A 20306-nucleotide genomic window follows, 5' to 3' on the forward strand; every position below is an offset into this window, starting at 1 on the left:
GGGCGCGTAGTAGGAAGGCGCGATGAGCCGTCTGATCCGCATGGGCCTCCAGATCCCGAGCTTCACCTACCCGGGCGTCCCCGACGCCGAGCTGTTCGAGCGGGTCGCGGCCATCGCCGCCACGGCCGAGCAGGCCGGCTTCGACTCGGTCTGGGTGATGGACCACTTCTACCAGCTGCCGCTCCTCGGCCGGCCGGAGGAGCCCATGCTCGAGTGCTACACGCTGCTCTCCGCACTGGCCGCCCGCACGAGCACCGTCCGGCTCGGGGGCCTGGTCACGGGGGTGACGTACCGCAACCCGGCACTGCTGGCCAAGGAGGTCACGACCCTCGACGTCATCTCGTCGGGCCGCGCCATCCTGGGCATCGGCGCGGCGTGGTTCGAGCAGGAGCACGACGGCTACGGCTTCCGGTTCGGCACGTTCACCGAGCGCTTCGAGAAGCTCGACGAGGCCCTGCAGATCATCCGCTCGATGTTCGTGCACGAGACGACCAGCTTCTCGGGCGAGCACTTCGTGGTGCGCGACGCGCTCAACTCGCCCCGGCCGGTGACCCCCGGCGGCCCGCCCGTGCTCATCGGCGGGTCGGGCGAGCGCAAGACCCTGCGGATGGTCGCCCGGTACGGCGACGCCTGCAACGTGTTCGGGACGCCCGACCAGGTCCGCCACCTGATGGGGGTCCTCGACGGGCACTGCGAGGCCGTCGGGCGCGACCCGGCCACGATCTGCCGGACCCGGCTGGGGACCCTGATCGCGGGCCGCACCCAGGCCGACGCCGAGGCCAGGCGCGACGCCACCCTCGCCGAGCGGGGCATCACCCTCGCCGCGCTGCCCGACGACGACCGCGCCCGCGTGGAGGGCATGTTCCTGGTCGGCGGCCCCGATGCCGTCGGCGAGCAGGTGCAGGCGCTGCTCGACGCCGGCCTCGACGGCCTGATCGTGAACCTCCCCGATGCCCACGACCTCGAGAGCGTCGAGCTGGCCGGCGAGGTGCTGGGCACCGTGCTGGGCGGCTGAGCAGGGGCGCACACGCGAGCGCACGGGTTCACCGGCGGGCACTTGACCGGCCGGTCAAGTAGTTTCGGGACCATGGCTCGTCTCCGCTTCGGCGCGTTCCTGGCCCCCCACCACCCCCTGGGCGAGCACCCCACCCTGCAGTACCGGCGCGACCTCGACCTGGCCGTCCTCCTCGACCGACTCGCCTACGACGAGCTGTGGGTCGGCGAGCACCACTCCGGCGGCTGGGAGACCATCGCCTCCCCCGAGCTCTTCCTCGCGGCCGCGGGCGAGCGGACCGAGCGGATCATGCTCGGCACCGGCGTGGTGTCGCTCCCCTACCACCACCCCTTCAACGTGGCCCAGCGGATCGTCCAGCTCGACCACCTGACGCGCGGCCGGGCCATGCTCGGCACCGGTCCGGGGGCGCTCCCGTCCGACGCACGGACCCACGGCATCTCGCCCTCGCTGCTGCGCGACCGCCAGGACGAGGCCCTGGGGGTGATCCTGCGGCTCCTGCGCGGCGAGGAGCGGTTCTCCTACCAGGGCGACTGGTTCGAGCTGCACGACGCCGCCCTCCAGCTGCTGCCGCTCCAAGAGGAGCTGCCGGTGACGGCGGCGTCGACCATCAGCCCGTCGGGCATGAAGCTGGCCGGCAAGCACGGCATCGGGGTGCTGTCGGTGGCGTCCAACACCGCCGAGGGCCTGGCCGCCCTGCCGACCCAGTGGGGCATCGCCGAGACGTACGCGGCCGAGTGCGGGCAGGTGGCCGACCGCCGCAGCTGGCGAGTGCTGTTCTCCTGGCACGTCGCCGAGACCCACGAACAGGCCGTGGCCGAGGTCGCCGACGGCCTGGCGCACTGGCACAACGAGTACAACGTGCGCATCCTCGGGCGGCCCGGAGCCGAGCACGTCGACGACGGACGGGCCCTCGCCGAGGGCATGAACGCCATCGGCATCGGCGCCATCGGCACGCCCGAAGAGGTGGCCGAGACGATCCTCAGGGTCCATGCCACCTCGGGTGGCTTCGGCACGGCACTCGGCTTCGTCCACGACTGGGCGAGCCCCGAGGCCACCAACCGGAGCTGGGACCTCTTCGCCCGCTACGTGGTGCCCAGGATCAACGGGTACACCCGCTCCCTCGAGGCATCGGCCGAGTACCTGTCGGCCAACAAGGCGGAGCTGATGGGCGGGGCCGTGGTCGCGGTGATGGAGGCGATCAACAAGCACCACACGCGCGAGGTCACCGCCGAGGAGACCCGGGCCGGCAGCCCCCTGGTGGTCCCGAGGGCGGCCGAGCCGGCGAGCGAGGCCGGCTAGCTCGCCGGCGCCACGACGAGGCGCCGCTCGAACAGCCGCTCCAGGGCATCGCGCTTGCGCCGCGCGCCCCACAGCTCGAGGTCGGCGTCGCCCTCGGCGTGGACCGCCACCCGCACCTCGTCCGGGCTGATGGTGACCTCGATCCCGTCGACGACCTGGGCGTGGGTGCGGTCGAGCCCGTCGGCCACGCACAGCAGGCCGAGCAGCACCCCCAGGCGCTGGCGGTCACGCTTGCCCAGCCGGGCGTAGGGCTCGTACGACTGCTTGGGCTCCCCCCGCCGGTGGAACCGGGCCATCGAGGCGAGCAGGTCCACCTCGGCGGGGGCGAAGCCGCGGAGCCGCCCGTTCTCGATGAGGTAGGCGCCGTGGCGGTGATGTCCCTCGACCGCCACGTACTCACCGAGGTCGTGGAGGAACGCGCCGGCCTCGAGCAGCTCGCGGTCGTCGGCGCTGAGGCGGTGGAGCGGCCAGGTGCCGTCGAACAGATCGAGGGCCAGGCGGGCGACCTGGCGGGCATGGGGCTCGTTCCAGCCGAAGCGCCGGCACAGCCCCGACACCGACGCGCTGCGGATCACGCGGGGATCGCCGCCGCCGTCGAGGGTGTCGTGATGGCCGATGGCGTCGAGCACGATCCCCTCTCGCAGGGCCCACTCGCTGGTGGTGAGCCAGTCGAGCGAGAACAGCTCGAGCGCCACCGCGAGCACCATCGAGCCGGCCGGGATCTGGTCGGCCCGGCGGGGGTCGATCCCGGGCAGCCGCGCCCGGTCCGACGACGGCAGCTCGAGGAGCTGCTCGTGCACCGCGAGGAGGTCCTTGCGGTGCACGCTCAGCTGGTTGACGGTGGCCGGCTCCGAGCCGGTGCGCTGGGCCTCGGCCATCCTGGCCAGGTCGCAGAGCGTGCCGCTCGAGCCCACCAGCAGCTGCGGGCGCCGGGGGAGCACCCGCACGGCGATGGGCTCCAGCACCTCGGTGATGCGCTGGCGCAGGCGCCGCACGTCGTCCTTGCCCAGGGGGTCGGCCTGCACCAGCTCGGCGGTGAGGCGGGCCACCCCCAGCTTCACGCTGGTCGCCCAGTCCAGGCCGGAGCCGTCGCCGACCATGACCTCGAGGCTGCCGCCGCCCAGGTCGAGGCACAGCGCGGGGCCGGGATCGAGCACCACGCTGGCGCGGATCGCGTCGAAGATCAGCTCCGCCTCCCGGAGGCCGCTGATCACCTGCACGCGCACACCCGCCTCGGTCTTGAGCCGATCGAGGAGCGCCGCCGAGTTCTCGGCGTCGCGGATCGCCGAGGTGGCGAAGGCCAACACCTCGTCGGCCTCGACCGACTCCGCGAGCATCCGGAACCGCGTGACGGTCTCGACCGCCCGGTCGGCATCGGTCGGCGGCACGTGACCCGTGCGGCTCACCACGTCGCCGAGCCGGAGCATCTCCTTGTCGCGGACCAGAGCGTCGAAGTGGCCGTCGGGATGGGCCTCGACCACGAGCAGGTGGAACGAGTTGCTCCCCAGGTCGAGGGCGGCGATCCGCACACGGCGAGCGTACGGCCTGCCGAGGCGGCGGCGCGACCGGCGGTCGGTCGCCGAGGTCCAGATCAGCGAGCGGCACCCGGCACGACGCCGCCGCCAACAGCTCCTCGTCCCGCTCGGCCACCCAGCGCACCATCGCCTCCAGATCACCCGGGTCGTCGCTCGCCAGATCCGACGTGCGGTTGTCGGCCAGCGCCTAGGCGCGGGCGGTCACGTCGTCGTCGTCGACCCACACCACCGCGATGGCGGGCCAGCCGAGCTGGCGGGCGGCCAGCAGCGTGTGGTTCCCGGCGATCACCGTGCGGTCCGACCGGCGGGCCACGATCGGCTTGCGCTGCCCGAACGTGGCCAGCGACCGGGCGACCGCGTCGACGTCACCGCGGCGCGGTTTGCCGGCCAGCAGCAGGAGGGTGTCGGTGGGGGCGGCCAGCTCGGCCAGGTCCGGGGCGATCACAGCGGCCGGGTTGCTCCCGGTTGCGGGGGGTTGCTGCGACACCCGTTCAGGGTGCCGGGCCGACCTGCCCGCACGGTTGGCAGCGCCAGGCGCGGGCACTCCCCGGTCGGGCAGGCCCAGCGGTGCTTGCGCCACACGAGTGCGCGTGGCCGGGGTCTCCAAGGGGCTCCGCAGGCTCGGTCGGCGTAGGAACCACCGATCCTGTTGAGCCCCTGTGCCGCGCCCGCGGACCCCTCAGCCCGCTACCGGACCCCGCTCAGATCCGGAGAGCCGGCAATCGTCCTCGCCCGGCAGGGAGACCTCGATGCGGCAGGCATCGCGCTGACGGTCGCCATGGCACGACGCCTGCACGGCCGAGCGACCACGCCGTGGTGGCTCGATCCGTACGTCCACGATGTCCGCAACGTGGTCGGTTAGGCGGCGGCCGGGTTCGTGTTCCCGCTGAAGAACCGCTTGCGGTACACGATCAACGCGATGATCGCGAGCAAGAGCGGGATCGACGCCCCCACCGGCGCACCGGCGTCACTGTCGAGGTTGTTCAGCTGGCCCTCCGTACCGCTGAACACGATCAGCGAGAAGTCCAGCAGCGCGTGGACCACCATCGAGAAGATCAGCGTCCCGGTCACACGACGCACGACATAGAACAGCAGCGCCATCGGGATCACACCCACCACCTGCTTGATGGTGGTGGACAGATCCTGACCGAACACGAAGTTGAGCCCGTGCATCAGAGCGAACAGCAACGTGGTACCGATTAGGACTCGCTTCTCCACCCACTCGGCCCGCATTCCGGTCAGTAGCAGGCCGCGCGTCATCAGCTCCTCGCCGTAGCCGACGAGTGCGAACCCGATGGTCAGGTACCACCAGTGTTCCGTCGTGAAGTCACCACGGTTGTCCGAGCGGGCGATGTCACCGGCGAACCCGATGACGGCAAGGATCGGAATGACCCACAGCCAACGCGGCAGATGGACCCGCTGGCGCGGCTCGAACAACGCCGGGCGCCACCACCCGAGCACGGTTGCCATGATCGTGAGGTAGAGCGCCGCCACACCAACCGGGATCAGGATCCCATCGCGAGTGTTCTCCGCAGTCTTGGTTACTTCCGTGAAGTCGAAATCACGAGCGAAGATCAAGTTCGCGATCACGATCGTGGCGATGTACCCGATGAACACGAAGACGGCGACCCTTACGCCGGGCTGGGCCCTCACCGCGCCCACGTCCTGCTCGATCGGCGTTCGCTCGTCTCTTTCCTGGACTTCTGGCTCGTAGGTGGTCACCTCACGATGGTGCCAGACCTTCGGGGAGTCTTGCCACTCCCCCGCATGGTGTAACGGCTACGTCTCGCATGGCTCTCTCATGCGAATCTGGCCCGACCTACTTTGTCCCGATGGTCAAGTTCGACCGAGCGACCACCGAGGCGGAGCTGCAGACACACGGCATCGTGAAGTACCTCACGATCACCGACACAGAGCACGACGTGTCGCTCGACCTCGAAGCCAAGATGGTCAACAACTACGACGTCAAGACGTTCGCCGAACTACTCCAGATCCGCGACCACCACGTCGACGGCGACGACGCTGGCTGAGCCGCTCTACGGTGCGACCGTCGGAGGCCACCAGCAGCAGGCGATACGTCTAGGCGGACGGTGCATCGGACACGAGCGAGTGACGAACCCTATACCGCCGCCGCGCCCGCGCCCGCCCCCGCGACCCGTTGAAGGTGCGCGAAGTTGATAGCCCACACAAGGCCCAGTGCCAGCGGGAGATCCACGCTCTCGGCGATATCGACTGGATACTCATGCTTCAGTGCCAGAGTCTTCAGATCCATCTTAGCTATGGGTACATCACCTTCAAACACCGAGTAGGACTGCTTCAGACCACCGGCCTTGACAACAGTCCACTCAGCCCCACTGGCGAGAGTTAGTTCCATACGCTTCTTGCTGAATACCGAATTGGTCTTCAGGTTTCCGGCCAAAGCGCCGTCAGCATTCGTGTACTCAACCTTCGCAGAGAATGCCTTCTTGACAACGGCCGTCATCACCACGGTTCCGCCGGCGTTCAAGATCTCGGCACCATGCTTATCCCCGACTATCGTGAACATCTGGTTCTCGAAGGATTCGTCACGATAGACCGACAAATCGCGCTGCAGGATACCTGAACTCTTCACATAGTATCTGCTCCAACCATCTTCTGCGCCTGCATCTGGGTCACTCATGGCCTTCTCCGTCGGATCGATGGGTTCGCAGAAACACAATACCGCAGCCTCGTGCCCAGGGCAGACGGAGAAGCGCTCGGTAATGCCGCTCGATAATCCGATCTCGACTGCAGGATGGCCCAAAGCCCGAAGCCCTTATGCCGTGAATGGTAATCGCGGCAGGGCGGCTTCAGCGCCGATCGGACACGGTCGGCCATCTCGGCGACGCGGCGCAATCAACGGAGGATTCCCTCGCCGAATCCACGGCCCCCCATCCGGATCACGCCCACGTGGTGGCCGGCCCGCCGCCCAAGTTCGAAGGTGGAGCGAAGTAGCAGTACGGCGGCCACCGTCGGTCCCGCCGATCGGGGCGGTGATGACCGTCCTGGTGCTCCCCGAGCTGCCCGACGACCCGCGGGTGCACGCGGTCGTGGCCGACAGCGGTTCGTACCTCGGGGCCGCGCACCGGGCCTACACGTCGGACGTCGACGACATGGTGAGCGTCTGGATGGACGTGCGGTGCCCTCCCGACTTCGACGCGTCGACGAGCGGCGCCGTCATGGAGGCGATCGCCCTGGCCCGCTGGCTCGCCACCATGGTCGACAAGGCGCTCGACATGCCCGCGACCTGGAAGCGGATCGGTGCCCCTGCGGGGCGGCGCCCCGGCGAGGGTGGCCTGGACGATCTGCTCGCCCAGCTCGGCCGCATGGTCGGTCTCGACGCGGTCAACGAGCAGATCTACGAGCTGATCGCCGCCGAGCGGGTGCGGGAGCTGCGCGAGGCGGAGGGCCTCAAGGTGGAGCCGCGCTCACCGCACCTCGTGTTCACCGGCGGGCCCAGACCCGCCTCATGGGGCGGGCCCTGGACCCTGCTCCCGCCGGGGTATCAGCGGCCCGGTCCGCCCGTCACGGCCGGTCGCCGATGGCGACGAACTGGCCGTTGCGGGTCCCGACGTAGATGCGGCCGTCCCACACGGCAGGCGTCGACTCGATGCACCCCCCCACGTCGACCTGCCAGATGGCCGGCGGGTCGACGGTGGTGTCGCTCACGTCGAAGGCGTGGAGGATCCCGTCGCAGTCGCCCTGGAGCAGCACGTCGTCGACCACCACCGGTGACTGCCACACCGGGCCGGGCAGTCGCTTCTCCCACCGGATCTGCCCGGTGGCCCGATCGATGCCCAGCACCCGACCGGCGTTGGTCGTGGCGATCGCCAGGTCGTCGTGCAGCGCCATCGTCGACCACGCCCCACCGTCGCCCTCGTTGCCGATCTCGGTGTCGTCGATCGACCACACCACCGGGTCGTCGGGCTGGCGGGGATCGAGCTTGAGCAGCTGGCCCACCTCCCGGCCCCGCTCGGTCTTGCGGTCGTACTCGACGCCGACGTACAGGTAGCCCTCCTCGTCGACCACGATCGACGCATCGGTGTCGTCGCCCGTCCAGAAGCGGAACACCCGGGTCGGCGCCACGCCGTCGCCGACCCCGGTGATGTCCCAGCCCTGCACCAGCCCCCCCGAGTTGGCGAAGTACAGGGTGTTGCCCCAGATCGCCACAGAGTTCTCGATCGACATCTGCTGATCCCCGACGTCGGCGAGGAGCTGGTCGTCCCACCCGGGGGCATTGAACACCAGCTGCGGATCGACCGTGACCTCACCGCCGGGGCCGTACCCGCGGTTGAGCTTCACGACGTGGATCTGGCTGTTCTCGCCCCCTTCGAACAGGAAGTCGTCGATCACCAGGCCCGACCCGTCCCAGTCGTTGTTCCAGAGGACCGGGCTGACCGCGTCGGCGGACAGCTTCCACAGCTCGACCATCTCGCCCGGGCGGTCGAGGGCCAGCACCCGGTAGTAGTTGTCGCGGGATCCCGTGTAGAGGAGCGGGTACCCGTCGGGGTCGATGGTGACGCTGCCCTTGATGATGTCCCCGGTGGGGAAGGGCGGGAGCACCTCGGCGCCGGTGTCGCCGTCGAGCAGGTGCACGGCCCGGTCGTAGGCGCCGAAGGCGACCAGGGTCCGGCCGTCGCGCTCGAACACCGCCGGCTGACCGGTCCAGCCGGTGCCGCACCACGTGGTCGTCTCGCCCCCCGTCGTGGACTCCGAGCACATGCCCCCGCTCGACGGGTACCGCCAGAGCACGATGGGATCGGCGGGCACCGGGCCCTGGCCGTAGTACGTCCGCGTCGGGTTGCCCCGGAAGGTCAGCAGCCCTCGCACCGTGTCGCCGTACGGCTGGCCGACCGACGCCGGGTCCACCCACCCGTCGTAGGGCACCGTCGTGGTCGTCTCGGCCACGGTGGAGGTGGTGGTGGTGACGACGGTGGCGCCTGCGGCGTCGCCCGGAGCCGCGACCGTCGCACCGGAGCCGTCGCCGTCGCCCGAGCCCGCCCGGCCCAGCAGCGCCATGGCGGCTCCGACGACGAGCACGACCACGGCGAGGATGCCCAGCACCAGCAGACCACGGAGGCCCCGGGGGGCCGCGGACGAATGGCGCCCAGGCACGGGGCGAACCTACCTCGGCGCCGCGCCGAGGCCCCGACATCACCGCCGGACCACGGCCGGGACCGACCCCGCCCTGTCCGGAGCGCGAACGGGCCGCGTGGCCGGGGCCGGCCGTGTGCCCGACCCTCCGCCGCAGCCACGCGGCCCGCCGGCGGCGGCATCTTCACCCGACCCTCGACAAGATGTCAAGGTTCGGTGCGAGATGGCGGCGGCCGGCGCCCGAGCCGGCGCAGCAGGGCCGGTCCCATCACCTGGGCGAGCATGGGCAACAGCGCCAGGCTGTCGGGTGCCCAGCGGCGCTCGGATCGCACCGCGATGAACGTGAGCGCCCCGATCACCCGCTCGCCGGCCGGCACCGGCACCATGAGGAAGCCGGCCACGCCGTGGAGATCGGCGATGTGCCGCTCGAGCGACCCGGTCGGCAGCTCCTCGACCGACGGCACGTGCACCACCTCGCCGGCCCGCAGGCGGTGAGCGATGGGGGTGTCGACCACGGCCGCCGGCATGGCCTCGACCTGCGCCCGGATCGAGGGCACACCCGGACGGCACCACTCGTAGACCTGCCCGACCCGGCCGTGCTCCCCCACCACCAGCACCTCGGCCCGGTCCACCCCCGCGTACTCGGCCAGCCGGCGCAGCACCCGCTCCACGGCCGAATCGATCCGGGCACCGGTCGCGCCGGCCAGCTCGGCCGCCGCCTCCAGGATCACCTGCTCGAGGGCCAAGCGCTCGCGCAGGGCCCCCTCCACCCGCCGGAGCGCGGTCACGTCGACGATCTGGGCCACGGCCGACAGCGCGATGCCGTCGTCGAGCACCCCGGTCACCGCCAGCAGCACCCACACCGGGTCGTCGCCGGGCCCCACGAGCCGCACCTCGAGCTGGAACGACGGGCGCGTGCCGGCAACCAGCTCGCCCAGGTGGCGCCTCACTCGATCGCGGTCGCCGGCGTGGGTCAGCTCGTGCAGCCACCGGCCGGCCAGGTCCTGCTCACCCACCCCGAGCAGGTCGGTGAGGGCCCGGTTGACCCGCTGGATCCGCCCGTCGGGCCACATCAGGGCCAGGCCGACCGGCGACCCGACGAACGAGGCCTCGAAGTGCTCGACCGCCCGGCGCACGGCACGGCGCTCGGCCGTGATGTCCCGGATCACCGCGATCACGTTGGTGACGGTGCCGGTGTCGTCGAGCAGCGGCTGGGCCTCCACCTCCCACGCCCGGTGCTCCGGAACGTGGACCTCGAGAACCACGCTGCGCCCCTCGCCGGTGCGGACGATCTCCCGGTAGTTGTGGAGCACCCGCTCGGCGTCCTCGGGAGGGAGGCCCACCTGGACCTCCCTCCCCACCAACCGCTCCTCCGGCAGCCCGACCAGCTCGGCCGCCCGACGGTTCACGGCGGTGTACCGGAAGCGAGGGCCGGGCTCGACGGCCACCACCAGGATGGCCTCGCCGACGCTGTCGAAGTCGAGCACGAGGAGCGGGTCGCGCTGCTCGGCGAGGAGCTCCCCCAGCACGTTCCCGAAGGGGCCGAGACCCGCCCCGCCCGGTCGCCCGTCATCGCTGTCGCGCCCCATCGGCCGCCCCCGTCGCCGTCCGCCGGCGCGAGCATCTCGCCCGCCCCCGCCGGCCGGCAAGAGCAGTGCCCGACTCCTCGGCGACGCGCCCCCGGGGAGCCAGGGGATTCGCTACCCTGCCGGCCATGCCGGGTGGCGCCAGCGTGCCGCAGATGCGCATCGGTGAGCTGGCCCGCCGAACGGGGGTGGGCGAGGCCACGCTCCGGGCGTGGGAGCGCCGCTACGGCGTCCTGCAGCCCACCCGGAGCGCCGGCGGGCACCGCCTGTACACCGAGGGCGACGTCCAGGCGGTGCTGCACGTGCAGCAACTCGTCGCCGAGGGCTGGAACGTCGGGGCGGCCGCCCGCCGGGTGGCGGGTGCGCGCCGCCAGCGGGCCCGCCCGGCGCTGGTCGCCCACCGGGCCCTGCCGCCGGCCGACCGCTACCGCGAACGGCTGTGGCTCGCCCTCGAGCGCTTCGACGCCGGCGCCGCCGGCGCCACCCTCGACGCCGCCAGCGCCAGCCTGGACATCGACGAGCTGCTCGACGACGTGGTCGTGCCGCTGGTCCGCCGCCTGAACGCCCGGCGCCACGCCGACCCGGCCCGATCCGCTCGGGACTCGTTCGCCGCCCAACTGCTCCGCACGCACCTCCGCTGCGTGGCACCCGCCGACACCCTGCCTCGCGTCCGTTCCGCCGTCACGTGCACGCCCGAGGGCGAGCACGTCGACCTGGGGCTGGTCGTGGCCGTGACCTCGCTCGAGGGGCACGGCTTCCGGGTCCACGACTTCGGCGCCGACGTGCCCGTGGCCACCATCAACCACGTGGTCGCCGGCATCCGCCCCGACCTGCTGGCGGTCGTCGCCCACCACCGCGAGCCCGCCGCCGCCTTCCTGCGGGACGCCCTCCTCCCCCGTCCGGTGGCGGTGCTCCTGATCGGGAGGGGCTTCAACGCGGCCGACGCCGACCCTGCCCGGAGGTTCGCGCTCGCCCCCGAGCGGGTGCGAGACGTCGCCGTCGCGCTGGAGCGCCTGCTGACCGGCGCGCCCGACCCCGCCTGAGCCGCCGCCGCCAGCACCACCGCGCGGCGAGGGCGCACCCTGTCCGGACCGCGCCGCAGTGGGCGCCGGACAGTAGTTTGCGCCCGTGGCCGGAGAGCTCGTCTACGCCTTCCGGGTGGTCCGACTGCCCTTGCTCGACGCCGAGGGCAGCGCGCTCGGGCGCATCGTCGACATCGTGATCGGGCCCGCCCACGGCGGCGAGCCGCCGCGCGTCATCGGTTTCGTCGCGTCCAGCCAGCGGCGACGGATCTTCGTGAACGCGGGCCGCGTGGCCGAGCTCGACAACGACGGCGCCCGGCTGCGGAGCGGCACCATCGACCTCCGCCACTTCCGCAAGCGCCAGGGCGAGCTGCTGGTGGTGGCCGACCTGCTCGACCGCCGCCTGGGGAACGAGACCGTGAACGACCTCGCGGTTCGGCTCCAACCAGGGCGCACCTCGGCGTGGGAGGTCGCCACGGTCGCGCTGGGCACGAGAGGGCCGTTCGGTCGCCGGCGCACGACCCGCATCGTCGAGTGGCACGAGCTGGCCGAGCTGTTCGACGCCGGCCCCGACGCGGCCGAGGTGGCCCGCCTCAGCACGATGCACCCGGTGGAGGTGGCAGCCGTGATCCGGGGCCTACCCCTCAACCGCCGGCGGCGGCTGGCCGAGCTGATGGAGGACGACCGGCTGGCCGACCTGCTCGAGGAGCTCCCCGAGAGCGAGCAGGTGCGGATCCTCGAGGGCCTCGACGCCGACCGGATCGTCAACGTGCTCGAGGAGATGGAGGCCGAGGACGCCGCCGACCTGCTCGCCGAGCTCCCCGGTGAGGAGCGGCTGCGGCTGCTCGACTCCATGGATCCCGACGACGCGCAGCACGTGCGGCGCCTCCTGTCCTACGGGGAGCACACCGCCGGCGGCCTGATGACCCCCGAACCGGTGATCCTCACGCCCACCACCCTGGTGGCGGAAGCGCTGGCGCGGGTCCGCGACCAGGAGCTGCCGGGGTCGGAGGCGGCCCAGGTCTTCGTGTGCCAGCCGCCCACCGTGACGCCCACGGGGCCCTTCCTGGGCACGGTGGGGATCCAGCGCCTCCTGCGGGAACCGCCGGCCATGGAGGTGGGCCGGTGCATCGACGAGGACGTGCCGTTCATCACGCCCGACGTCCCCGAGCTCGAGGTGGCAGAGCGGCTGGCGGCCTACAACCTGCTGGCCATCGCGGTGTGCGACGACGAGCGCCGCCTGGTGGGGGCGGTCACGATCGACGACGTGCTCGACCGGGTCCTGCCGGTCGGCTGGCGCCAGCGGCGGCGCGTGCGATGAGGGGGCCCGCGCCATGAAGCGTCGCGACGACCTCTCGCGACCCCGGGCGCCCCGGAGCTTCGGCATCCACTACGACCCCGAGGCCTTCGGCAACTTCTCCGAGGCGATCGCCCGCCTCCTGGGGACCGGCCGCTACCTCATGATCCAGACGATCGTCGTGATCGTCTGGATCATCATCAACCTCGCCGCGGTCGGCCTCCGCTGGGATCCCTACCCCTTCATCCTGCTGAACCTGGCCTTCTCCACCCAGGCCGCCTACGCCGCACCGCTGATCCTGCTCGCGCAGAACCGCCAGGCCGACCGCGACCGGTCCGAGTACGAGGAGGACCGCGAGGTCGCAGAGCGGACCAAGGCCGACACCGAGTTCCTGGCCCGGGAGATCGCCTCGATCCGGCTCGCGCTGGCCGACGTGGTCACCAGCGACGACCTCTCCGAGCAGGTCGGCCGGCTCACGGATGCGGTCGAGCGCCTCGCCGGTGACGCCGACCACCCCGCCGACCCCGCCGCCGGGCTCGGCTCACCCAGGGCCGCCGACCACCCCGCCTGACCGCCCCGCTCGCGAGCAGGCCGGGCAGACCCCCAGCAGATCGAGCCGGTGGCGCTCGATCCGGTAGCCGCTGTCGCCCGCGACCCGCTCGATCGCTCGTGCCAGCGATCGCTCGAGCTCGGCCGAGCCGGCCACGTCGGCGACCGCCCCGCACGCCGAGCAGATCAGGTGGTGGTGGTGCCCGGTGAGGTCCTCGGCCAGCTCGTAGCGGGCCCACTCGTCGGTGGTCAGCAGCCGCTGGACGACCCCGGCGCGCTCGAGCACGGCCAGGTTGCGGTACGCGGAGCTCTGGGCGAGGTCGTCGCCGCGTCGCAGGATCTCCGCGATCGTCAGCGGCTGGCCGGCGTCGCCCAGGACGCCCACCAGCGCCCGGCGGTTGTCGGTGTAGCGCTGGCCGTCGCGCCGGAGCCTCGTGGCGACGATGGCATGGAGGTCGGGCGCCGGTCGGGCCGTCTGGCCGTGACGGGAAGGCACCCCCCGACCCTAGCACCGGGAGTGAGAATCGATGAGAAGCCCCCGATGCGCCATGCTGGGTGGATGCACTCGCACGCCGGCGGCTTCGACGGCATCGCCGTGTGCGCCCAGCACCTCGACATCGGCCACGAGGGCCGGATGGTGGTCGGCGACCTGCACCTGGAGGTGCCGGCGGGCACCACCCTCGCCATCGTCGGGACCAACGGCTCGGGTAAGTCCACGTTCCTGAAGACGGTGGTGGGCCTGCTCGACCCGCTCGAGGGGCGCCTCGAGGTGTTCGGCGAGCCGCCGGGGCGCCAGCCGGCTCGGGTCGCCTACCTCAGCCAGTTCCACGCGTCGGCGATCGTGCTGCCCCTCCGGGCTGCCGACGTGGTGCGGATGGGGCGCTTCGCCCACCACGGCCTGCTCGGCCGCCTCGGCCCGGCCGACCGGACCCTCGTCGACTCGTCCCTCGCCGCCATGGGCGTCGAACGCCTCGCGCACGCGCCGCTGCGTTCCCTCTCGGGCGGTCAGCAGCAACGGATCTACCTGGCGCAGGTGCTGGCCCGCGGGGCCGACCTCCTGCTGCTCGACGAGCCCGCCGCCGGCCTCGACGCCGTTGGCCGCGAGCTCTACCTCGACGCCGTGACTGCCGAGCGGGAGCGGGGCGCGGCCGTCGTCACCGCGACCCACGACATCGGCGAGGCCGCCCACGCCGACCAGGTGCTGCTCCTCGCCAGGCGCGTGATCGCGATCGGCCGCCCCGACGACGTCCTCACCGAGGCCAACCTGCTCGAGACGTTCGGGATCGTGCTGTCCCGGGTGGGAGGTCGCCTCATGGTCGCCGAGCGCGACCACCACCACGACGCCCTGCCCAGCGAACGGTGAGCAGGGCGGTCCCCGTGGAGCCGGCCCAGCACGTCGACGCCCTCGAGGCCGACGCCGCGGCCCTCGCCGACGCCGCCGAACGGGCCGGCCTCGACGCCGCCGTCCCGTCCTGCCCCGGCTGGCACGTCGGCGACCTCGTCGCCCACGTGGGCCGGGTCCACCGGTGGGCCACCACGATCGTGGTCGGGCGACTCACCGACGCCGTGCCCGTCGACGAGCCGGCGCCGATCCCCGCGGGGCCCGAGCTGCTCGCGTGGTACCGGGCGACCGCCGCCGAGCTGGTGGCCGCCCTGCGGGCGATCGATCCCGACGAACCGCTGTGGGTCTGGGCCGACGCTGCACCGACGGCCGCGTTCTGGATCCGACGCCAGGCCCTGGAGACCGTCGTGCACCGCTGGGATGCCGAGGCCGCCGCCGGGGCGCCCGGCCCGATCCGTCCAGCGCTCGGGGCCGACGGCATCGACGAGCTCCTCGACGTGCTCCTCCCCACCGGCCGCCTGGGCGACCTGAGCGGGGGGAACGGCGAGACGATCCACGTCCACGCCACCGACATCGCGGGCGAATGGCTCATCCGCCTCGACCCCGGGGGGCCCGTCGTCACCCGCGGCCACGCCAAGGGCGACGTGGCCGCCCGGGGCCCGGCCGGGCGGCTGCTCCTCCTGCTGTGGGGGCGGCTCGGTCCAGCCGACCTGGAGGTCTTCGGCGACGCCTCGCTGCTGGAGCGCTGGCGGGCTCGGGTCCGGCCCTGACCGGGCAATTCGGGGGAGTGCCTCAGGTACCGACCGCCGCGAGCCGATCACTCCGGCGAGGAGGTCGCGATGGAGCGGTTGGCCGAGCACCTCAGCGCCGAGCAACGGCTGCTGGAGACGCTCCTGTTCCGCCTGGTCGAAGCCCACCATCTGCTGGTGGCGGGCGAGACACGCTTCCTGGCCTGGGCCGCTGACGAGGTCGGTGCGGCCGTGGAGGAGGTCCGGCGGGCCGAGCTGCTCCGTGCCGCCCACGTGCAGGCGGTGGGTGCCCGGCTGGGCCTGGCCGACGGCAATCCGACGCTGGCCGAGCTGGCCGAGCGGTCACCCGAGCCGTACCGGAGCATCCTCGACGGCCACCGGCGGAGCCTGGCCGACCTGCTCGCCGAGATCGACGAGGTGGGTGCGCTCAACCGGGAGCTCGCAGCCGACGACGTCCCCTCGGCCCTCGTCGGCGGGGCGAGGCCGTGACGGCCCCCGGTGCGGGGTCTCCCCTCGATGACGCGTCGCCGCCCTGGGCCGGCCTCGGAGCGCTTCGCGCCGCCGAGCGGCGCCTCCGGACCGACCTGGCCGGCACCGACGACGCTGTCGGCTGGCTCGACGCCGGTCGGACCGCGCTCGACCGGGCGCTGCACATCGTGACCGAGCTGCAGCTGCTGCGCTCCTCCGCCGATGCCCCCGAACGCCTCGCCCGGCTGGCCGAGCGCCGGCTGGCCCGTCTGGTGCAGCTGGCCAACCAGCGCCACGGCCGGCGCCGGCTGTTCGGCGGCCTGGCCGAGCGAGCGGTGGCCCGAGGACCCGACGGGTTCCGGTTCGTCGGCGACCAGCGTCCCGTGATGCGCCGCATCGGACCCGACCTCGTCGTGCGGGTCAACCCGGACGGTCGCACCGTCTTCGGCTTCGACACGCCGATCGACCTGCTGAGCGCCGTGCAGGACCTCGCCACCCGCCTCCGCGAGGGCGACCGGGGAGCCGCCGAGCGGCGCTGGGACGACCTGGAGGCCCGGGCGGCCGACCTGCAGCTCGCTCACCGAGCGATCAGCGCGCGCCTGCGCCGGGTTCGGGCGTCGCGCCAGGCGGCCCTGAGCGGCCTGCGCCACACCGGCGACGAGCTGCTCAGCGCCCTGCTGGCCGAACCGGCCGACGCCCAGCTCCACGAGGCCCAGGGCCTCCTCGCCCGGCGCGCCCTGGCCGACGCGTCTCGCGTCCCGCTCCCCTCGCTCGCCGACTTCCTCCGCTGAACCGCGGCGGCGCCGCCGGCGAACCGGCGGCGTCCGGACCAGGGAGCGAGACGTCAGTGACCGGTGGCGGGCTCCAGGCGCCCCCGCCAGGTGCTGGCGGTGGCGATGGCCTCGGCATATGCCACCCGCCGCGCCCGCGCCCGCGACACCGGCGCCGCGGCGGCGGCATCGCCCCGACCGGCCGTCTCGTACTGGGCCTCGATGCCCTCCCGCAGCAGCTCCAGTGCCTCGGAGCGGAGCTGGGAGATCCGCGACTCCGTGACCCCGAGGAAGCCCGCCAGCTCGAGCGACGTGCGTCCCTCCAGGAAGTACCCGGCGATCACCAGGCGATGCCGGTCGGGCAGGAGATCCACGGCGTCCCTGAGGTAGCCGAGCAGCTCGCGCGCCTCGAGCTCCTCGGGGGGCTCCAGGTGGGTCCGGTCGGCGAGCACGTCCCCCAGCGAGGTGTCGTCGTCGTCGCCGGGCGACGAGGTCGGGTGGTCGAGGGCGAGCACGACCGCCCGGTACACCCGCTCCTGTACCCGGGACAGCTCCTGCTGCGACACCCCGAGGGCACCGGCCAGCTCGTTGCGGGTGGGTGAACGACCGAGGTTGCTCGCCAGCTCCTGGCTGGTGAGATCGACCCGGCGCGCGACGGTGCGCACGGCGCGGGGGGCCCAGTCGGCCTGGCGCACCGCGTCGAGGATGGCCCCCCGGATGCGCTGCGCGGCGAACCGCTCGAAGGGCACGCCCCGCTCCCCGTCGTAGCGGCGAGCCGCCTCGACGAGCCCGAGCGTGCCGGCCCGGGCAAGCTCCTCGCGGTCGACATGACGGGGAAAGTGCGCCGCCACCTGTGCCACCACCTGGCGAACCAGGGGGAGGTTCCGCTCGACCAGCTCCGTGACCGCGGCGCGCTCGCCCATCGTTTTCCCTCCAACGACGAACCGCCCACGGCAGTATCGGCCGATCCGACCCCGCCCTGAAAGGGTTCGAGTCGGAAATGAGCCGAACGGCCCACGCCAGGCGGCCACACCGGGCGCTCGGCCTCCCCGTCACCGCGCCGGGCCGTCAGGCCGGCGACGGAGCCGATCTGCCCTCGAACACGGCTGCCCGCACCCCCCGCCGAGCCAGCTCGGCCAGGAACGGCACGGGGGTGGCCAGCGCTGCGAGCCCGGCCGCCCCCGGCGGCCCCAGACGCCGCTCCGCCGCCCACACCGCAGCCAGGGCGGCCACGGTCCCGGCCGACACCGCGGGCCGGTCGACCGCGCCGAGCACCGCGACCTCGCGGGCCCGGCCCCGCCGGCCGCGCACCTCGACGCGGACCGCGCCCACCGTCCCCTCGGGGTGAGGGGGTCGGAGCATCGGCAGGGGCGCGCTCATGCGGTCGCGCCGGGTGGCCGCCATGCGGGCCGTCGCCCGCTCGACGCCCCTGAAGGCGTGGACCAGGAGCCGGGGCTCGGGGAGCCGGGCCCGGTAGCAGTCGGCCGCTCCGACGGGGTCGGGGAACCAGCACAGCTCGCGTCCCGACCCGGCCCGTCGCCGCACCCAGGCCCCGTCGCGCCAGTCCTCCGTCCATCCGCTGAGGGCGCGGTGGTGCTGGCGGGCGCACGCCGGCCCGCCGGTTCCCGACTTGGCCACGTGGATCTCGTCGATCTCGTCGAAGCTGGCGGCCGCGTGGCGGGCGAGCAGGCAGCTCATCCCCGGGGAGAAGCCTGCGCCGACCACGACGTGCAGGCCCCGCTCCCGAGCCTCGAGGTCGAGGCCGAGCAACGCCCGCACGTCGTCGATGTCGTCGGACACCGATACGACGTGACGGCCCGCCTCCAGCGCTCGCGCCGCCGACCCAGCATGGGTGCCGGCCGGCCCCGCCAGCACGACGACGGCGGCATCCGGCGGGCTCGTCCACGGGCCTGTGTCGGCGCCGGCCCGGGCGCCCAGGCCCTCGACCACGGCGCGGAGCCGGGCGCCGTCCACGTCGCGCACGAGTACCCGCTCGACCCCGTCGGTGGAGAGGAGCTGCCGTGCGGCCCTCGCGCCGGCGGCCCCGGCCCCGACGATGGCAACGCGCACTAGCGGAGGTCGGGACCGGACAGCTCGCGCCAGCCCCCCTCCTGCGGTGGGATGCCGCCCGACCCGCGGAGTCGCAGCACCGCCGCGAGGATGGCCGCCATCCCCAGGGCCACGGCGGCGCGCCGGACCATCTTCACTGCGACGGAGCCAGCGCTCACGTCACGGGCCCCGCTGGTCGCGTCGCCATCACCGTGGGGCTAGCTGGAATCGAACCAGCGACCTCACCCTTATCAGGGGTGCGCTCTAACCGACTGAGCTATAGCCCCGGAGCCTGCTCAACCTATCCGATCCCTGGTGGCGGCTTCGAACGACGGCGACCCGGCGGGTCAGCCGCTCGATGGCGGTGTGGCGGGCCCCGGCACGAGGATCTCCTCCTCCACGACGGTCACCCGGACCCCGCCGACGAGGTCGCTGATCAGGTTGAACAGCACGGTGAGCACCACCGTCGCAGCCGTCCCGGCGAGCACCAGCACCGCACTCCCGCCCACGGCCGCCCGGAAGATCTGGCGCCCGTCGAACTGGAACCGGTCGAGCGCGAACAGCTCCTGGATGAAGCTCTCGAGGTTGTCGATCGTGTCGGTGGACACCGCCACGCTCCACAGCAGGACGCCCGCCACGATCACGACGACGTCGAGGCAGACGAAGAACACCAGCGAGAGCTTCAGCACCGACCACGGGTCGACCCGCCGGACCACGCGATGCACACGACGGGCCCGAACCCGCACCGAGCGCTTCGACGACCGCCCGGTGGCTGGTGCGCCCGGACCTGTCGGCACCGGCACCGGCACCGGCACCGGCACGGTCGCCGGACGGGCGGCCGCTGCGGGTCCTCGCGGTGCCACGCCCTCCTCGGCGCGCGGCGGCCGGTCGGGCACCGGCGGCAGGGCCGTCTCGGAACCCTCGGCCGTGGCCTCTGGCGACGACTGGGGCGGGGCCTCCGCCGGGGCCACGGCCGGCACGACGGTGGTCACAGCGGCCTCGTCGGCCGTGATGGCGGCGATTCGGGCCGTGCCGGCGCGGGCGCGCCGCGACGGGGCGGTGGGGCCGGCGCGGGCCTCGTCGACCACGACCTCGTCGTCAGCCACGCAGGGAGTGTAGGGGATCACCCCCCGAGCGCCGACGGCGGCGAGCCGGTCGCGGCCGGCTCGAAGCGCCGGGTGGCCCGGGCCCGGGCGACGGCGCGCCCGACGCGCACCCACACCTGGGTATCGGTGCCGTCGGCCTCGAACGCCTCGAGCCGTGCCCCGTTGGCCTCGGCCACCGCCGCCGCCGCCTCCCTCCCCTCGGCGGCCCCCGCCAGCGCGGCCGCATCGGCGGCGCTGCGCGCCCGTGCCTGGTCGACCACGACCGCCCCCAGGGCGGCGAGCAGCCACAGCAGCGCGCCCGCGGCCACCAGGGCCACGGCCACGAGCGGGATCACCTGACCCCGATCACCGTCCACGACCACGCGCACGATCCACCTCCGTTGCCGGATGAACGACAGGGGGAAGGG

The 20306-nt window shown here is 73.2% G+C and carries 23 protein-coding genes and 1 tRNA gene; 10 read left to right on the forward strand and 14 right to left on the reverse strand.

Going from position 1 to position 20306, the window contains the following annotated elements; translation table 11 throughout:
• The first annotated feature begins 40 nt into the window (after window positions 1-40).
• Window positions 41-1015 (forward strand): TIGR03560 family F420-dependent LLM class oxidoreductase, encoded by a 975-nt coding sequence (locus tag IPM45_10045; protein MBK9179888.1) that lies wholly within the window; start codon window positions 41-43, stop codon window positions 1013-1015.
• Window positions 1016-1087: 72 nt separating this feature from the next.
• Complete coding sequence (locus IPM45_10050) at window positions 1088-2314, forward strand: LLM class flavin-dependent oxidoreductase (protein MBK9179889.1); 1227 nt, start codon at window positions 1088-1090, stop codon at window positions 2312-2314.
• Here IPM45_10050 and IPM45_10055 read toward each other — a convergent pair.
• From IPM45_10055 to IPM45_10065, 3 genes are all read right to left on the reverse strand, one after another.
• Window positions 2311-3843 carry a Ppx/GppA family phosphatase gene (locus IPM45_10055; protein MBK9179890.1) on the reverse strand — a complete coding sequence of 511 codons (1533 nt, stop codon included), beginning with the start codon at window positions 3841-3843 and terminating at the stop codon, window positions 2311-2313. The genes IPM45_10050 and IPM45_10055 overlap by 4 nt on opposite strands.
• 193 nt (window positions 3844-4036) lie before the next feature.
• The gene (locus IPM45_10060) at window positions 4037-4336 is read right to left on the reverse strand and encodes a ParB N-terminal domain-containing protein (protein MBK9179891.1); all 300 of its coding nucleotides are present in this window, start codon (window positions 4334-4336) and stop codon (window positions 4037-4039) included.
• Between the two features lie 371 nt (window positions 4337-4707).
• Window positions 4708-5571, reverse strand: coding sequence for a CPBP family intramembrane metalloprotease (locus IPM45_10065; protein ID MBK9179892.1), 864 nt, complete (start codon window positions 5569-5571; stop codon window positions 4708-4710).
• Between the two features lie 110 nt (window positions 5572-5681).
• Between IPM45_10065 and IPM45_10070 the strand changes: the two genes are divergently transcribed.
• Window positions 5682-5879, forward strand: a complete 198-nt coding sequence (locus tag IPM45_10070) for a hypothetical protein (GenBank protein ID MBK9179893.1) — start codon at window positions 5682-5684, stop codon at window positions 5877-5879.
• A gap of 89 nt (window positions 5880-5968) precedes the next feature.
• Here IPM45_10070 and IPM45_10075 read toward each other — a convergent pair whose 3' ends face one another.
• The 4 genes from IPM45_10075 to IPM45_10090 form a co-directional block, all read right to left on the reverse strand.
• Complete coding sequence (locus IPM45_10075) at window positions 5969-6508, reverse strand: hypothetical protein (protein ID MBK9179894.1); 540 nt, start codon at window positions 6506-6508, stop codon at window positions 5969-5971.
• Window positions 6509-6958: 450 nt separating this feature from the next.
• Window positions 6959-7105, reverse strand: a complete 147-nt coding sequence (locus IPM45_10080; protein MBK9179895.1) for a hypothetical protein — start codon at window positions 7103-7105, stop codon at window positions 6959-6961.
• Between the two features lie 287 nt (window positions 7106-7392).
• Window positions 7393-8982, reverse strand: coding sequence for a PQQ-binding-like beta-propeller repeat protein (locus IPM45_10085; GenBank protein ID MBK9179896.1), 1590 nt, complete (start codon window positions 8980-8982; stop codon window positions 7393-7395).
• A 185-nt stretch (window positions 8983-9167) separates the two neighbouring features.
• Window positions 9168-10550, reverse strand: coding sequence for a PAS domain-containing protein (locus IPM45_10090; GenBank protein ID MBK9179897.1), 1383 nt, complete (start codon window positions 10548-10550; stop codon window positions 9168-9170).
• A 125-nt stretch (window positions 10551-10675) separates the two neighbouring features.
• Between IPM45_10090 and IPM45_10095 the strand changes: the two genes are divergently transcribed.
• From IPM45_10095 to IPM45_10105, 3 genes are all read left to right on the forward strand, one after another.
• On the forward strand, window positions 10676-11590 hold the full coding sequence (locus IPM45_10095; protein MBK9179898.1) for a MerR family transcriptional regulator: 915 nt from the start codon (window positions 10676-10678) through the stop codon (window positions 11588-11590).
• 85 nt (window positions 11591-11675) lie between these two features.
• Entirely contained in the window at window positions 11676-12890 is a 1215-nt protein-coding gene (locus IPM45_10100) for a magnesium transporter (protein MBK9179899.1), read from the forward strand.
• A 13-nt stretch (window positions 12891-12903) separates the two neighbouring features.
• Window positions 12904-13437, forward strand: coding sequence for a DUF1003 domain-containing protein (locus tag IPM45_10105; protein MBK9179900.1), 534 nt, complete (start codon window positions 12904-12906; stop codon window positions 13435-13437).
• Here the strand turns inward: IPM45_10105 and IPM45_10110 are convergent.
• Window positions 13408-13911 carry a transcriptional repressor gene (locus IPM45_10110; GenBank protein MBK9179901.1) on the reverse strand — a complete coding sequence of 168 codons (504 nt, stop codon included), beginning with the start codon at window positions 13909-13911 and terminating at the stop codon, window positions 13408-13410. The genes IPM45_10105 and IPM45_10110 overlap by 30 nt on opposite strands.
• A 63-nt stretch (window positions 13912-13974) precedes the next feature.
• On the opposite strand from IPM45_10110, the gene IPM45_10115 reads away from it, so the two are divergent.
• From IPM45_10115 to IPM45_10130, 4 genes are all read left to right on the forward strand, one after another.
• The gene (locus IPM45_10115; GenBank protein ID MBK9179902.1) at window positions 13975-14778 is read left to right on the forward strand and encodes an ATP-binding cassette domain-containing protein; all 804 of its coding nucleotides are present in this window, start codon (window positions 13975-13977) and stop codon (window positions 14776-14778) included.
• A gap of 14 nt (window positions 14779-14792) precedes the next feature.
• Window positions 14793-15527 carry a maleylpyruvate isomerase N-terminal domain-containing protein gene (locus IPM45_10120; GenBank protein ID MBK9179903.1) on the forward strand — a complete coding sequence of 245 codons (735 nt, stop codon included), beginning with the start codon at window positions 14793-14795 and terminating at the stop codon, window positions 15525-15527.
• A 69-nt stretch (window positions 15528-15596) separates the two neighbouring features.
• Entirely contained in the window at window positions 15597-15995 is a 399-nt protein-coding gene (gene flgN, locus IPM45_10125; protein ID MBK9179904.1) for a flagellar export chaperone FlgN, read from the forward strand.
• On the forward strand, window positions 15992-16765 hold the full coding sequence (locus IPM45_10130; GenBank protein ID MBK9179905.1) for a hypothetical protein: 774 nt from the start codon (window positions 15992-15994) through the stop codon (window positions 16763-16765). The genes flgN and IPM45_10130 overlap by 4 nt, the downstream gene beginning before the upstream one ends.
• A gap of 53 nt (window positions 16766-16818) precedes the next feature.
• On the opposite strand, the gene IPM45_10135 is transcribed toward IPM45_10130, so the two are convergent.
• The 6 genes from IPM45_10135 to IPM45_10160 all read right to left on the reverse strand — a co-directional run bounded on the left by IPM45_10135 (window position 16819) and on the right by IPM45_10160 (window position 20267).
• Window positions 16819-17667, reverse strand: a complete 849-nt coding sequence (locus IPM45_10135; protein MBK9179906.1) for a sigma-70 family RNA polymerase sigma factor — start codon at window positions 17665-17667, stop codon at window positions 16819-16821.
• A gap of 145 nt (window positions 17668-17812) precedes the next feature.
• A complete protein-coding gene (locus IPM45_10140) occupies window positions 17813-18814 on the reverse strand; it encodes a Gfo/Idh/MocA family oxidoreductase (protein ID MBK9179907.1) in 1002 nt (333 codons plus the stop codon).
• Entirely contained in the window at window positions 18814-18972 is a 159-nt protein-coding gene (locus IPM45_10145) for a hypothetical protein (GenBank protein MBK9179908.1), read from the reverse strand. Before IPM45_10145 ends, IPM45_10140 begins: the two co-directional genes overlap by 1 nt.
• A 34-nt stretch (window positions 18973-19006) precedes the next feature.
• Window positions 19007-19080, reverse strand: a tRNA-Ile gene (locus tag IPM45_10150).
• Between the two features lie 60 nt (window positions 19081-19140).
• The gene (locus IPM45_10155; protein MBK9179909.1) at window positions 19141-19899 is read right to left on the reverse strand and encodes a DUF3566 domain-containing protein; all 759 of its coding nucleotides are present in this window, start codon (window positions 19897-19899) and stop codon (window positions 19141-19143) included.
• A 17-nt stretch (window positions 19900-19916) separates the two neighbouring features.
• On the reverse strand, window positions 19917-20267 hold the full coding sequence (locus IPM45_10160; protein ID MBK9179910.1) for a hypothetical protein: 351 nt from the start codon (window positions 20265-20267) through the stop codon (window positions 19917-19919).
• Between the last annotated feature and the right edge of the window lie 39 nt (window positions 20268-20306).

Source organism: Acidimicrobiales bacterium, from assembly GCA_016716005.1.
Lineage (GTDB): Bacteria > Actinomycetota > Acidimicrobiia > Acidimicrobiales > JADJXE01 > JADJXE01.